This is a genomic window from Kribbella capetownensis, assembly GCF_004331485.1.
GTDB lineage: Bacteria > Actinomycetota > Actinomycetes > Propionibacteriales > Kribbellaceae > Kribbella > Kribbella capetownensis.
In genome coordinates this window covers 63,302-76,960 of the sequence record NZ_SJKD01000013.1, presented here as the reverse complement: position 1 = coordinate 76,960, position 13,659 = coordinate 63,302, and the positions used below count along the sequence as shown (strand labels likewise).

Here is a 13,659-nt window from a genome sequence, read left to right as displayed (position 1 = left end):
CTCCAGCTTCACATACTCCTCCTGACGGCCTACGGGGAGTCTCACCTCACCTCGACGGCCAGTTCCGCGCGCAGGGCGGTGGCGAACGGCTCCGGCCGGTCGGCGAAGCCGGTGTGGTCGCCGGGGAACCGGCTCGGGGCGATGCCGAGCCGGCCGGCCAGCGCGGTCGAGGTCCGGTCGCAGAGCTGACCGGTCGACTCCTCGCCGATGCCGACCACGATCCGTACGCCGCTCTCGCGCAACCGGTCCAGGTCCGGCACCCAGGTCACCGTCTCGCGCAGCTCGTGGGCGAACCAGAACCGCTCGTCGGCGACCTGCTGCGGATCCCGCTCGCCGCCGAACATCGCCTCGACCATGCCGTCCGGCACCGGGATGTTCGCCAGCGCGAAGAACTGCTTCCAGGCGCCGACCACATCCCCGGCCAGGTAGCCGGCCATCATCCGCTCGGACTTGGCCAGCAGCTCGTCACCGTCCTCGACCAGGCGGTCGAGCGGCGGTTCGTGGGCGATCACCGTGCTCACCAGTTCCGGGTACGCCTGGGCCAGCGCCAGTACGCTCACCGCCCCACCGCTCGACCCGAACACCGCCGCCGGCCCGTCGCCGACGTACCGGATCAGCCGCGCCAGGTCGTCGGCCCGCTGCTCGGGTGTCGACGTCCCACCAGGCCGGAGCGTGCTGCGACCCACCCCACGCGGATCCAGCGTCAGAACCGTGTGGTCCGTGGCCAGCAGGTCAGCCAACGGCGCGAACGAGTCCGCCCCCATCGGCGCCCCCACCAGCACCACCAACGGCCCGTCTCCACGCACCTCGTAGTACAACTCAGCATCCTCAACTACCAATGTGTTGTTCATGCCCCCTCCACGAACGGCGATCCGCCGGATGGACAGAGCTGCCACAGCGAAGTCACCTCGTTGTCCCGTGCCCGCCGATGCCGCGGTACGGCGTCCGCCCGGCCGGTGACCCGCAGACCGGCGGACCGGAACCCGTCCAGCAGCTCGGCGCGCGACCTGAGCCCGAGGTGCTCGGCCAGGTCGGACAACACCAGCCAGACCTCGCCACCCGGGTTCAGATGGTCGTGCACCTGTCCGAGGAAGCCGCGCAGCATCCGCCCGTCCTCGTCGTACACCGCGTGGTCCAGCAGCGTGATCGGCCGGGCCGGGATCCACGGCGGATTGCACACCACGAGATCGGCCCGTCCGGGTGGGAACAGGTCGGTCTCGACCACCTGGACGCGACCCTGCAGCCCGAGCCGCCGGAGGTTGTCCCGCGCGCACTCGACCGCCTGCACACTGTTGTCCGTGGCAACGACCTTGGGAACACCTCGCCGAGCCAGTACCGCGGCCAGCACCCCGGTTCCGGTCCCGATGTCGAAGGCGACCGCCGGTCGCGGCAACGGGCGGTCGCCGACCAGGTCGACGTACTCCGATCGCGTCGGGGCGAAGACGCCGTAGTGCGGATGGATCCGGGCGCCGAGGGCCGGCACCTGGACTCCCTCGATGCGCAACTGGTGCGCACCGATGACGCCGAGCAACTCCCGCAACGGCACGAGCCGCTCGCCGTCGGGCGGCCCGTACGCCTCCAGGCAGGCCTGCCGAACGTCGGGTGCCCGGCGTAGATGGATGGTGTGGTCGTGAGTCGCTATCAGCAAGGAGTTGAGCACCTGCGCGCGCCGGGCCTGACGACGGCGCCGCACGTGGAAGCTGCCGGCATCGGCTGCCGGGAGTCGGCGGCCGAGCGCGGCCAGCAGCTGTTTCGCGTTCTGGAAATCACCGTCCCAGACAAGAGTGGAACCGCGGTCGATGAGGCGCAGCGCCCGATCCGCGGAGAGTGTGTCGTTCACCGTGATGACGGCCATGAGGCGTCCCTGCCAGGAGTTCGAGTTGGGCAGCACGGCTCACCCGAGGGCCGGTACGGCGCCCGGGGAGCAGACGACTCAGCTAGCGGACAACCGCCGCATGTTTCGGCGAGGTCACCGCATCAGTCTAAGCAACTCCACGGTGTGGGCTTGCTCGGGCCGTGGACCGATCGGGGCGAGCATCAGGTCGGTGATGCCGGTGTCGCGTAGCTGGTCGAGCTGCTTGGCGATTGCGTCCTCGTCTCCCGCGAGCAGTACGTCGGCTGGTCCGTTGACGCCTTCGCGGTCGAGCATGGCGCGGTACTCCGGGACCTGTCCGGCCAGCGCGTAGTCGGTCGCGAACCGGCCGCGTACGGCGTCCTCCTCGGCGGTCACGCAGATCGCGAGACCGGCCACGATCCGGGGTGTGCGCCCGTTGGCCGCCCTGGTGATCGAGGGGACGACGTGACTGGCGAGAGTACGAGGGCCGGTCATCCAGGTGATCGTCCCGTCGGCGAGCTCGCCCGCGACCCGCAGCATCGCCGGGCCGAGCGCCGCGACCAGGACAGGTGGTGCGACGGCACCGTCCACGCTGACCGCGCCGACTGCGGTGAGCGTCTCGCCGTGATGGTCGACAGGCTCGCCGCGGAGGAGTGGCCGTAGTACTTCGAGGTACTCACGCAGCCGTCGAGCCGGCCGGTCGGTGGGCAGCCCGAACACCGAGTCGACCATCCGCGAGATGCCCGCGCCGATCCCCAGAATCAAACGATTGCCAGTCGCGGCTTGCGCGGTCAGCGCCTGACTCGCCAGCACCAGCGGATGCCGCTGCGCCACCGGCACTACCGCGGTGCCGATCTCCGCAGGGCCATCGCCGGCGACCGCGAGGGTGGTGAGGGCGTCGAGGTTCGGTCCCTGCGAGATCCAGGCGGTGCCGCTCGTCGCCCGGATCTGCCGGGTGATCTCGGCGAGATCGCGTTGTCCCCGGACGTCCCCGAATGCCAGTCCGATCCGCATCCCGCAGCTCCTCAGGTAAGTGGGGTGGCCCCCCGGTCAAGAATTGCTACGATATGGGGGACCACCCCAGTTAGCAAGGGACTTCGAGATGCGAGCCGATGCGCGGCGGAACTACGACCGGCTGGTCGCGGTCGCCGCCGAGGTGGTCGCCGAGCAGGGCGCCGATGCCTCGCTCGAGGAGATCTCGCGCCGCGCCGGCATCGGGTCCGCCACACTGCACCGGCACTTCCGCAGCCGAGGTGCTCTGCTGGAAGCGGTGTTCCAGAGCAGCATCGACACAGTCTGCGCGCAGGGCGAGGAACTCCGCGATCACCTGGAACCCCTGCAGGCGTTGACGATCTGGCTGCACAGCATGGTCGGCCACATCACCGGCACCCGCGGTCTGGGGCCCGCGCTGGTGATGAGCGCGGAGCGAGGTTCCGAGTGCCACGCACGCATCCTTGACGCCGGCGACAGCCTGCTCGTCCGGGCTCAGAAGGACGGCGCGGTGCCCGGCGAGGTGACGATCGAGGACCTGCTGAAACTGGTCAACGGCATCTGCCTGGCGAGCGACCCGGACACCGATCAGGCGGACCGTCTGCTCGACCTGGTCATCCGGGGCATAGCACCCGGGCACGGCTAATAGACTTCGTCTCCTGACCCCCTCCGAACAATGGCTCGAGGTTTGCTGTGCTCACCATGCAGGACGCGCTGCTCGCGCTGACGAAGTACTGGACCGATCGGGGCTGCATGATCGTGCAGCCGTTCAACACCGAGGTCGGAGCCGGAACGCTGAACCCGGCCACCATCCTGCGGGTGCTCGGTCCCGAGCCGTGGCGGGTCGCGTACGTCGAGCCGAGTGTCCGGCCGGACGACAGCCGCTACGGCGAGAACCCGAACCGGCTGCAGACCCACACCCAGTTCCAGGTGGTCCTGAAGCCGGACCCGGGCAACCCGCAGGAGCTGTTCCTGGACAGCCTGACCGCGCTCGGCATCGACATCCACGCCCACGACATCCGGTTCGTCGAGGACAACTGGGCGAACCCGGCGACCGGTTCCTGGGGCCTCGGCTGGGAGGTCTGGCTGGACGGCCTGGAGATCACCCAGTTCACCTACTTCCAGCAGGCCGGCGGGATGACGCTGGACCCGGTGTCGGTGGAGATCACCTACGGCATCGAGCGGATCATGATGGCGCTGCAGGGCGTCTCGCACTTCAAGGACATCGCCTACGCGCCGGGCATCTCGTACGGCGAGGCGTTCGGCCAGGCCGAGTACGAGATGAGCCGGTACTACCTGGACGACGCCGACGTCGACACCCAGAAGCGGCTGTTCGAGGAGTACGCGCACGAGGCCCGCCGGATGCTCGACGCCCGCCTCCCGGTCCCCGCGCACATCTACGTACTGCGCTGCTCGCACACCTTCAACATCCTCGACTCCCGCGGCGCCGTGAGTACGACGGAACGCGCCAAGGCCTTCGGCCGGATGCGCACGCTGGCCCGGGAGGTGGCCCAGTTGTGGGCCGAGCGCCGGACCGAGCTCGACCACCCGCTGGGCATCGCCGAGCTGCCCGCACCGGCGCCCGAGCCGACCGAGTTCCCGGTGGTCAGCGGGACCCGGCAGCTGACCTTCGAGATCGGCACCGAGGAGATGCCGCCGTCGGAGGTCACCAAGACCGCCGAGGCGGTGAAGACGGCCCTCACCGAGAAGCTGGCCGCGACGCGCCTTGGCCACGGCGACATCACGACGTACGCGACGCCGCGCCGGGTGGTGGCGTTCGTCGCGAGCGTGCAGGCCGGCGAGCCGGATGCCGAGCGAGTCGTCCGCGGTCCGCGGAAGTCGGCCGCGTACGACGCCGACGGCAACGTGACCAAGGCCGCGACCGGGTTTGCTCGCGGCCAAGGCGTCGACGTGAGTGAGTTGCACGACCTGGACGTGGACGGCGTCGAGTACGTCGCGGTGACCAAGCCGGACCCGGGTCGCGGGGCGGCCGAGGTGCTGAGCGGCGTACTGAGCGAGATCGTCAGCGGGCTGCGGTCGGACAAGAACATGCGGTGGAACGACGCGAAGCTGTCGTTCACCCGGCCGGTGCGCTGGCTGGTTGCGCTGCTCGGCGACCAGGTGGTGCCGGTGTCGGTGTCGACGCTGGCTTCCGGCCGGACGACGCGGGTGCACCGGAACGCGGCCCCGCCGCAGGTGGAGATCGCGGCGGCCGAGGGATACCTGGACCTGCTCCGGATCCACGGCATCGAGGCCGATCCGGCGAAGCGGCGCGCGCAGATCGTCGAGGCGGCGCAGCGGCTGGCCGCCGAGGCCGGCGGCATGATCGACCTCGAGGGCGAGACCGCGCTGATCGACCAGATCGTCAACCTGGTCGAGGAGCCGACCGCGATCCTCGGTGGCTTCTCGGCGGACTACCTGACGCTGCCGGGCGAGATCCTCACCACCGTGATGCGCAAGCACCAGCGGTACCTGCCGGTCCGCGACGGCGACGGCAAGCTGCTCCCGCATTTCGTTGCCGTGGCCAACGGTTCGGTCAAGGACGACGTGGTCCGCGAGGGCAACGAGGCCGTCCTGCGGGCGCGCTACGAGGACGCCGCGTTCTTCTGGCGGGCCGACCTGGACACCTCGCTGGAGTCGATGAAGGGCGAGCTGGAGAAGCTCGCCTTCGAGCAGCGGCTCGGCTCGATGGCCGACCGGGCCGCGCGGATCGGGCGGATCGCGCTCAGCCTCGGGTCGACGGTCGGGCTGGACGGCGACGATCTGACCACGCTGCAGCGCGCTGCGGAGCTGGCGAAGTTCGATCTCGGGTCGCAGATGGTGGTCGAGCTGACGAGCCTGGCCGGGACGATGGCCCGCGAGTACGCGCGCCGGGCCGGCGAGACCGAAGCGGTCGCGCAGGCGCTGTACGACATGGAGTTGCCGCGGTCGGCCGGGGATCCGGTCCCGGCAACGACTCCGGGTGCGCTGCTCGCACTGGCGGACCGCTTCGACCTGCTGGCCGGTCTGTTCGGCATCGGCGCGAAGCCGACCGGTAGCTCCGACCCGTTCGCACTGCGGCGTGCAGCCGCCGGTGTGGTGGCGATCCTGCGTGAACACCCGTCGCTCAAGGCGATCACCCTCGACACCGGTCTGAAGGCTGCCGCCGCGGAGATCGGTGCCCAGGGCATCGACGTACCGGCGGAGTCGCTGGACGAGGTCGCCGAGTTCACCGTACGGCGGTACGAGCAGCAGCTGATCGACCGCGGTGACGACCACCACCAGGTGGCCGCGGTGTTGCCGTTGGCAACTGCTCCGGCGGTGGCCGACGAGACTCTGGCGAGCCTGCAGCAACTGGTCGGCAGCGGCGACTTCGCCGACCTGGTCGCGGTCCTGCAGCGGGTACGGCGGATCGTCCCGGAGGGCACCGAGGCGTCGTACGACCCGGCCAAGCTGACCGAGCCGGCCGAGGTCGTCCTGCACGAGGCCGTCCAGAAGGTCGGCCAGGCGCCGACCGGCTTGGCCGACTTCGCCACCGCGGCCTCGGTCCTGGTCGAGCCGGTCACCGCGTTCTTCGACGAGATCCTGGTGATGGCCGATGACCCGGAGATCCGGGCCGCTCGTCTCGGCCTCCTGGCTACCATCAGCCAGCTCGCGGCGCCCGTCCTCGACTGGCAGGCGCTGGGGACGAGCCTTAGGCCGGGAGAGTGAGCTGCGGAGCCAACCGCTCCGCGATCAGGCGGTAACCGTCGGGCCCTGGATGCAGATCATCTGCGTACAGGGCCCGAGCCTCGTCCTCGCTGAGGACAGTGCGGCCGTCGATCAGCTGTAGACCGGGATCGACGCGGGCGCCGCGCTCCACGCAGTCGCGGATGTCGTCGAGGGTGAGGCCGACCGCGTTGGGTTTGCCCTCGAGGTTGGGGGCGAGCAGGGGAGTGATGACGGCAATCGGCGTCTTCGGGTGACCTGCGCGGACGGTCGAGACGAAGGACTCGACCTGGCCGGGCAGCGTGCGTCCGCTGAAGGTCCCGCCGCCGTAGATGTTGACGCCGAGGCACATCGAGATCAGTCGCGCCGGAGTGTCCCGGATCGTGCGGGCCGCGATCGGATCGAGGTGACACTCGCCGGCGAAGCCGAGGGCCACCAGGTCCCAGCTGTGCCGGCGGGCAACCAACGCCGGCCAGGTCTCTGACGGGCCGTAGGCACCGCTGCACTGGGTGATCGAGCTGCCGTAGGTGATCCAGCGCGGACCGCTCGGCGCCACCGGCTCGGCGTCGCCGTCGAACCCGAGCCCGCGGAAGCCGATCATCCCGGCCTGCGGCAGCCAGATCTCCACCTCGGCAGGCCGCCCAGGCAGGTCGGCGGTCAGAGTCTGCTCGCCTTCCCGGACGTCGCAGCGCCGATGCAGCTCACCGTCGACCAGGACGTCGACCGGTGCCAGATTCGCGTAGATGCCCAGCGCCGCCCGGATCTCCAGTCGCACCGAGGAGGCCGTCGTACTCCAGGCTGCCCGGACGCCGGCGGGCGTCGCGGCACGGTCCCAGAGGCGGTGGCCCTCGCGGTCCGGATACCCGGTCCAGTCGGTCAGATGGAAGTCGTGGCCGCGCGGGTCGAGGCGCCAGAACGTCGTCCAGCCGTCGGAGTCGACCTCACGATGCTGGTAACCGGTCCAAAGGGCCTCGGTCATGTACGCGCTCCTCGGATGCCCCGGAGTGACCGGGCGACAGGCTGTGCTGCGGCGGACGTGAGGCGGGCGACCGCGCGCGCACCGAGGCTGGCATCGACGTGGGCGAGCATGACCGCGGCGGCCGTGCCGGAGTCTCCGGCCGCGATCGCGTCGACCATCGCAAGATGCTCGGCGTGGGTGCGGTCGAGGTCCTCCTCGGTCCGGCCGTCCTCGAGGGCAAGCCTGCGGTACCGGTCCGCTTTGTCCCACAGCCCGTCCAGGCTCTGGACCAGTAACTGGTTGTGCGAGGCCGTGTAGATCGCGATGTGGAACTGCCGGTGGGTCGCCAGCTCGGACGACTCAGGGTCGGCCCGCAGCGGCAACAGCTTGTCGGCCGTCTCCCGGATCCGGTCGAGGTCCTGCCTGGTACGACGCTCCGCCGCGAGGCCGGCCGCCAACGGATCCAGCGACCGCCGGATCTCGACCAGGTCGCGCGCCTCCTCGGCGGTCAGCCGGGTGACCCGGGCGTCCCGGTGCGCGTCCAGCTCGACCAGACCTTCGGTCATCAACCGGCGCAGTGCCTCGCGCAGCGGCGTCGTACTGATGCCCAGGTCGCGGGCCAGGGCGGCCTGCTGGATGACCGATCCGGGCACCAGGTCGCCGCGCAGGAGCTGGTCGCGGACGAGCTCGTAGGCGACCTCGGCCTTGGTGGCCGTCTTGACCTCGGGCACAGGCGAACCTCCGTGGTTATAACAAGGCTGAGGCAGAGAATACCTTGAGATCAAGCCTTGAGACGATTCCTGGGGAGATCTTGACGTAGAAGGTTATAACGACTCACACTCCTTCTCATGGCTGATCACTACCGGCTGGGCGTGCTGCCCGGCGACGGCATCGGACCCGAGATCGTTCCCGCCGCCGTCCAGGTGCTCGACGCGGCGCTGGCCGCCACCGGTGCCGAACCCGTCGAATGGGTCCCGCTCCCGGTCGGTGCCGCGGCGATCGAGACGCACGGCAGCGCGCTGCCCGACGTCACGGTCGAGACCCTCGACAAGCTCGACGGCTGGCTGCTCGGCCCGCACGACAGCGCGGCGTACCCGGCGGAGCACCGGGCCAAGCTGAACCCGAGCGGGTTCCTGCGCAAGCACTTCGACCTGTTCGCGAACATCCGCCCGGCCAAGGCCTTCGAGGGGACGCCCGCGCTGGTGCCCGGCCTCGACCTGGTCGTGGTCCGGGAGAACACCGAGGGTTTCTACGCGGATCGCAGTACCTATCGCGGCACCGGCGAGTTCATGCCGACCGCGGACGTGGCGATCGCGATGGGCATCTTCACCCGGCCGGCGATCGAGCGGATCGCGCGGCAGGCCCTCGAACTGGCCAGCCGCCGGCGCCGGCACCTGACGATCGTGCACAAGGCCAACGTGCTGCGCACCAGCACCGGCTTCTTCCTGGAGATCTGCCGCGAGCTCGCGGCCGGGTACCCCGAGGTCGAGGTGGACGACTTCCACATCGACGCGATGACCGTGCACCTGGTCCGGCACGGCGCCGACTTCGACGTACTCGTGACCGAGAACATGTTCGGCGACATCCTGTCCGACCTGACCGGTGAACTGGCCGGCTCGCTCGGCATCGCGCCGTCGATCAACGCCTCGTACGACCGCGCGATGGCGCAGGCCGCGCACGGCTCGGCGCCCGACATCGCCGGGCGCGGCCTGGCCAACCCGACCGCGATGATCGCCTCCGGCGCGATGTTGCTGGACTGGCTCGGCAGCGAGCACGCCAAGCAGGCCGCGACGCTGGTCGATCGCGGACTCCGGACAGCGGTCGCGAGTGGGGTTCGTACGGCGGATCTCGGCGGCACGGCCGGTACGGCGGAGTTCACCGACGCTGTCGTTGCTGCGATCAACGAGTCGGCATGACTCGCACCCAGTCCCTGCGGGGCGTCGCTCCGGATCACCTGCCGCGGACTCTGCGCATCCTGCTGGAGAACGCACTGCGGCACGGCACGGCGAGCGACGTACTGCGGAACTGGGAGCCGGGCGCGGTCGGCGAGCTCGAGGTGTTCCCGTCTCGGGTGTTCCTGCACGACACGAACGGCGTGCCGGTGCTGGCCGACCTGGCTGCGATGCGCGACGCGATGGTGGCTCGTGGCAATGATCCGGCGCTCGTCGATCCGTTGATCCCGGCCGAGTTGGTAGTCGACCATTCGGTGATCGCGGATGCGTTCGGCCGGGCGGACGCCATGTCGCTGAACGTCGCGCTGGAGTACGAGCGGAACGCCGAGCGGTATCGCTTCCTGCGCTGGGGTCAGCGCACGTTCCAGCAGTTGAAGGTGGTCCCGCCGGGTGCGGGGATCATGCACCAGATCAATCTCGAGCACCTGGCCCGCGTGGTCGAGGAGCGCGACGGCTGGGTGTTCCCGGATCTCTGCCTGGGCACGGATTCGCACACGACGATGGTCAACGGGCTCGGCGTACTCGGCTGGGGGATCGGCGGCATCGAGGCCGAGGCCGCGATGCTCGGGCAGTCGGTGTCGATGATGCTGCCACCGGTTGTCGGCGTCCGGTTGTCCGGTGCGCTGCCGGTCGGGACGACCGCGACCGACCTGGTGCTGACGATCACCGAGACGCTGCGCGCGCACGGTGTCGTCGGCAAGCTGGTCGAGTTCGGCGGTCCCGCGCTGGCTGGGCTGCCGGTGCCGGATCGGGCGACGATCGCGAACATGAGCCCGGAGTTCGGCTCGACCGCGGCGTACTTCCCGATCGACGATCGCACGCTGGAGTACCTACGCTTCACCGGCCGCTCGTCCGAGAAGGTTGCACTGGTCGAGTCCTACGCCAAGGAGCAACACCTCTGGCACGATCCGTCGGTTGAGCTTCGCTACGACGAGTACGTCGACATCGACCTCGGCTCTGTGGTTCCGTCGATCGCTGGTCCGCGCCGCCCGCAGCAGCGTGTTGCCCTGACCGCCGCCAAGCAGGCGGCGGCCTTGGAACTCCCCGCCGGTCCGCGTACGACGGACGTCCCGGGACACGGCGCGGTCGTCGTCGCGGCGATCACCTCCTGCACGAACACGTCCAACCCTTCGGTGATGGTGGCAGCCGGGCTGCTGGCCCGCAACGCCGTGGAGCGTGGTCTGACCAGCAAGCCTTGGGTGAAGACGACTTTGTCGCCCGGCTCGCGGGTCGTGATGGACTACCTCGGCGCCGCCGGACTCACGCCGTACCTGGAGAAGCTGGGGTTCCACCTGGCCGGGTTCGGGTGCATGACCTGCATCGGGGCGTCGGGTGCGCTGATCGACGAGGCCGGCGAGGCGGTTCGCTCGCAGGACCTCACCGTTGCGGCCGTGCTGTCCGGGAACCGCAACTTCGAGGGCCGGATCCAGTCCGACGTGCGGTTGAACTACCTCGCCTCGCCGCCGCTCGTGATCGCCTACGCACTCGCGGGCCGGATGGACATCGACCTGCTCACCGAACCGCTCGGCACCGACCCGTCGGGACAGCCTGTCTTCCTGAAGGACATCTGGCCGACCGGTATCGACGAAGTGATCGGCGCGACCGTCACTCCCGACCTCTTCGACCACGCGTACGACGATCTGTTCGCGGGCGACGAGCGATGGCAGGGACTGAATGCGCCGGCTGGTGAGACCTTCGCGTGGGGCTCTTCGACTTACCTGCAGCAGCCGCCGTACTTCGGCATCGAGGCGAGCCCTGGTGATCTGATCGGTGCCCGTGCACTCGTGCGGCTGGGCGATTCGGTCACGACGGACCACATCTCACCCGCCGGGGCGATCCCGCCCGACAGCGTTGCGGGTCGATATTTGATCAACGATGGCGTGCCGCGCGGTCAGCTGAACACCTACGCGTCGCGGCGCGGCAATCACCTGGTGATGATGCGTGGTGCCTTCGGCAACGTCCGGCTGCGCAACCAGCTCGCCCAGGGCACCGAAGGCCCGATCACCCGTGGACCTGACGGCGAGCTGACCTCGATCCACGACGCCGCCGAGGCCTACCGTGCGGCCGGCGTACCGGTCGTCGTTGTCGCCGGCAAGGAGTACGGCACCGGATCGTCCCGTGACTGGGCGGCGAAGGGTCCGGCTCTGCTGGGCGTGCGGGCGGTGCTGGCTCAGTCGTTCGAACGCATCCACCGGTCGAATCTGGTCGGCCTCGGCATCCTGCCGCTCGAGTTCCTGCCGGGCGAGGGCGACGACCTCACGGGCGATGACCCGATCGACATCCGCCTCGGCGAGGACGGCTTCGCCACCGCATCTTCCGCGGGCAAGACCTATCGCCTGCGCATCCGTCTCGACACGCCACGCGAACACGACTACTACCTCCACGGCGGTGTGCTGCCGTACGTGCTGCACCGCCTGAGCGAAGGACATGCCCAGTGATCGTCTCGATCAACCCTGCCAGCGGCGAGCAACTCGCCACCTTCGACTCGTACGACGCGGACCGTGTCGACCGGATGGTCACCGCCGCGGTGGTTGCCCAGAGCAACTGGCGGTGGTCGGAGGTCCAGCGGCGTACCGAACTGCTGGAGTCCCTGGCCGCCACGCTCCGGGACCGCAAGGCCGAGCTGGCCGCGCTGATCACCAGCGAGATGGGCAAGCCGTTGGCCGAGGCGGCCGCCGAGATCGAGAAGTGTGCGATCAACTGCGAGTACTACGCGACCAACGCGCCCGGGTTCCTGGCCGCGGAGACGATCACCGCGGAAGGCCGGGTCGAGGTCGACCCGCTGGGCGTCGTGCTCGCGGTGATGCCGTGGAACTACCCGTTCTGGCAGTTCTTCCGGTTCATCGCTCCGGCGCTGGCCGCGGGCAACGGCGCGATCCTCAAGCACGCCAACTCGGTGCCGCGCTGTGCGCTGGCGATCGAGTCGGTACTGCGGGATGCCGGAGTACCTGACGGTCTCGTCGGAGTGCTCCTGGTCGAGACCGACCAGGTGGCCGGTCTGATCGCGGACGACCGGATCGCCGCGGTGACCTTCACCGGTTCGACCGAGGTCGGCAGCATTATTGCCGAGCAGGCCGGTCGGGCGCTGAAGAAGCAGGTGCTCGAACTCGGCGGCTCGGACCCGTTCATTGTCCTGGCCGACGCCGACCTGGAGGTTGCCGCGACCACGGCGGTCACCGCACGCTTCCTCAACACCGGGCAGAGCTGCGTCAACGCGAAGCGGTTCATCGTCGAGGAGTCTGTCGCCGACGAGTTCGTCACCCGCTTCTCTGCTGCCGTCGGCCGGCTGGTCGTCGGTGATCCGGTCGACGACGGGACGACGATCGGTCCGCTGGCCCGGGCCGGTCTCCGCGACACCTTGCACGATCAAGTACGCCGTACCGTCGACGCCGGAGCGACCCTCGTGCGTGGTGGGGAAGTAGCCGATCGAGCCGGCTTCTACTACCAGCCGACGGTGCTCGACCACGTGCTGCCGGGGATGGCGGCGTTCGACGAGGAGACGTTTGGGCCGGTTGCGGCGATCACGCGAGTGCGCGACGCCGACGCAGCGATCCGGCTGGCGAACCAGACCGAGTTCGGGCTGGGCGCGTCGCTGTGGACCGCGCAGGAGCGGGCGTCCGAGCTGGTCCGTCGGCTGGATGCCGGCGCTGTGTTCGTGAACGCGATGGTCGCGTCGGATCCGCGGCTGCCGTTCGGCGGGATCAAGCGGTCCGGGTACGGCAGGGAGCTCGGTGCGCACGGGATGCGCGAGTTCATGAACCTCAAGACCGTCTGGTCGGCCGATCCGGCGCCGCGGCTGGTGATCAAGCCGGACGACGTCGAGGTCTTCGACCGTGGCAGCGGCGTACGGACTGTGCCGTACGTCGGCGCCTGGAACAGCGAGTCGAACAAGATCACCACCGGTACGACGGTCTTCGCGGTCGGCACCCGGATCCCGCTGCACTCGCACAACGTCGAGGAGTCGGTGCTGGTGTTCGCGGGTCAGGCGACCGCGGTGATCGGGGACGAGCGGATCGACCTCGAGGCCGGCGACGCGACCTGGGTGCCGGCCGGCGTACCGCACCAGTTCATCAACCGCGGCGACGGCGAACTGACCATCTACTGGGTGTACGGCGGCCGCGCGGTGACCCGGACGATGACCGCGACCGGCGTGACCGTGGCGCACCTCTCAGCAGCGGACCGCGGAGCCGTTGCCGCTTCAGGAAAGTAACGAATAGACTTATGTAACAGGTGATGCA

Annotated in this window: 10 protein-coding genes; 5 read left to right on the top strand and 5 right to left on the bottom strand. The window is 69.6% G+C overall.

What is annotated here, in order from left to right; translation table 11 throughout:
- Positions 1-41: 41 nt before the first annotated feature.
- From E0H75_RS38915 to E0H75_RS38905, 3 genes are all read right to left on the bottom strand, one after another.
- Positions 42-851 (bottom strand): alpha/beta fold hydrolase, encoded by an 810-nt coding sequence (locus E0H75_RS38915; protein WP_131518747.1) that lies wholly within the window; start codon positions 849-851, stop codon positions 42-44.
- The gene (locus tag E0H75_RS38910) at positions 848-1,855 is read right to left on the bottom strand and encodes a methyltransferase (protein ID WP_131518746.1); all 1,008 of its coding nucleotides are present in this window, start codon (positions 1,853-1,855) and stop codon (positions 848-850) included. The genes E0H75_RS38915 and E0H75_RS38910 overlap by 4 nt, the downstream gene beginning before the upstream one ends.
- A gap of 114 nt (positions 1,856-1,969) precedes the next feature.
- Positions 1,970-2,848 carry a TIGR03564 family F420-dependent LLM class oxidoreductase gene (locus tag E0H75_RS38905; RefSeq protein ID WP_131518745.1) on the bottom strand — a complete coding sequence of 293 codons (879 nt, stop codon included), beginning with the start codon at positions 2,846-2,848 and terminating at the stop codon, positions 1,970-1,972.
- A gap of 88 nt (positions 2,849-2,936) precedes the next feature.
- Here E0H75_RS38905 and E0H75_RS38900 point away from each other — a divergent pair, with 88 nt between their 5' ends.
- Complete coding sequence (locus tag E0H75_RS38900) at positions 2,937-3,470, top strand: TetR/AcrR family transcriptional regulator (RefSeq protein ID WP_131518744.1); 534 nt, start codon at positions 2,937-2,939, stop codon at positions 3,468-3,470.
- A gap of 56 nt (positions 3,471-3,526) precedes the next feature.
- The gene (locus E0H75_RS38895) at positions 3,527-6,514 is read left to right on the top strand and encodes a glycine--tRNA ligase (protein ID WP_165554377.1); all 2,988 of its coding nucleotides are present in this window, start codon (positions 3,527-3,529) and stop codon (positions 6,512-6,514) included.
- On the opposite strand, the gene E0H75_RS38890 is transcribed toward E0H75_RS38895, so the two are convergent.
- The gene (locus E0H75_RS38890; protein WP_131518742.1) at positions 6,498-7,490 is read right to left on the bottom strand and encodes a GDSL-type esterase/lipase family protein; all 993 of its coding nucleotides are present in this window, start codon (positions 7,488-7,490) and stop codon (positions 6,498-6,500) included. The genes E0H75_RS38895 and E0H75_RS38890 overlap by 17 nt on opposite strands.
- Positions 7,487-8,200, bottom strand: a complete 714-nt coding sequence (locus E0H75_RS38885) for a GntR family transcriptional regulator (protein ID WP_131518741.1) — start codon at positions 8,198-8,200, stop codon at positions 7,487-7,489. Before E0H75_RS38885 ends, E0H75_RS38890 begins: the two co-directional genes overlap by 4 nt.
- A gap of 117 nt (positions 8,201-8,317) precedes the next feature.
- Between E0H75_RS38885 and E0H75_RS38880 the strand changes: the two genes are divergently transcribed.
- From E0H75_RS38880 to E0H75_RS38870, 3 genes are read left to right on the top strand one after another with little or no spacing between them, the layout of a single operon-like run.
- Positions 8,318-9,385, top strand: a complete 1,068-nt coding sequence (locus tag E0H75_RS38880; RefSeq protein WP_131518740.1) for an isocitrate/isopropylmalate dehydrogenase family protein — start codon at positions 8,318-8,320, stop codon at positions 9,383-9,385.
- Positions 9,382-11,859 (top strand): aconitate hydratase AcnA, encoded by a 2,478-nt coding sequence (acnA, locus tag E0H75_RS38875; RefSeq protein ID WP_131518739.1) that lies wholly within the window; start codon positions 9,382-9,384, stop codon positions 11,857-11,859. The genes E0H75_RS38880 and acnA overlap by 4 nt, the downstream gene beginning before the upstream one ends.
- A complete protein-coding gene (locus E0H75_RS38870) occupies positions 11,856-13,631 on the top strand; it encodes an aldehyde dehydrogenase family protein (RefSeq protein WP_131518738.1) in 1,776 nt (591 codons plus the stop codon). Before acnA ends, E0H75_RS38870 begins: the two co-directional genes overlap by 4 nt.
- Positions 13,632-13,659 lie beyond the last annotated feature (28 nt).

Bases quoted from the DNA above. Each gene is read 5' to 3' on its own strand.
- E0H75_RS38915 (WP_131518747.1), bottom strand. From the start codon at position 851: ATGAACAACACATTGGTAGTTGAGGATGCTGAGTTGTACTACGAGGTG.
- E0H75_RS38910 (WP_131518746.1), bottom strand. From the start codon at position 1,855: ATGGCCGTCATCACGGTGAACGACACACTCTCCGCGGATCGGGCGCTG.
- E0H75_RS38905 (WP_131518745.1), bottom strand. From the start codon at position 2,848: ATGCGGATCGGACTGGCATTCGGGGACGTCCGGGGACAACGCGATCTC.
- E0H75_RS38900 (WP_131518744.1), top strand. From the start codon at position 2,937: ATGCGAGCCGATGCGCGGCGGAACTACGACCGGCTGGTCGCGGTCGCC.
- E0H75_RS38895 (WP_165554377.1), top strand. From the start codon at position 3,527: ATGCAGGACGCGCTGCTCGCGCTGACGAAGTACTGGACCGATCGGGGC.
- E0H75_RS38890 (WP_131518742.1), bottom strand. From the start codon at position 7,490: ATGACCGAGGCCCTTTGGACCGGTTACCAGCATCGTGAGGTCGACTCC.
- E0H75_RS38880 (WP_131518740.1), top strand. From the start codon at position 8,318: ATGGCTGATCACTACCGGCTGGGCGTGCTGCCCGGCGACGGCATCGGA.
- acnA (WP_131518739.1), top strand. From the start codon at position 9,382: ATGACTCGCACCCAGTCCCTGCGGGGCGTCGCTCCGGATCACCTGCCG.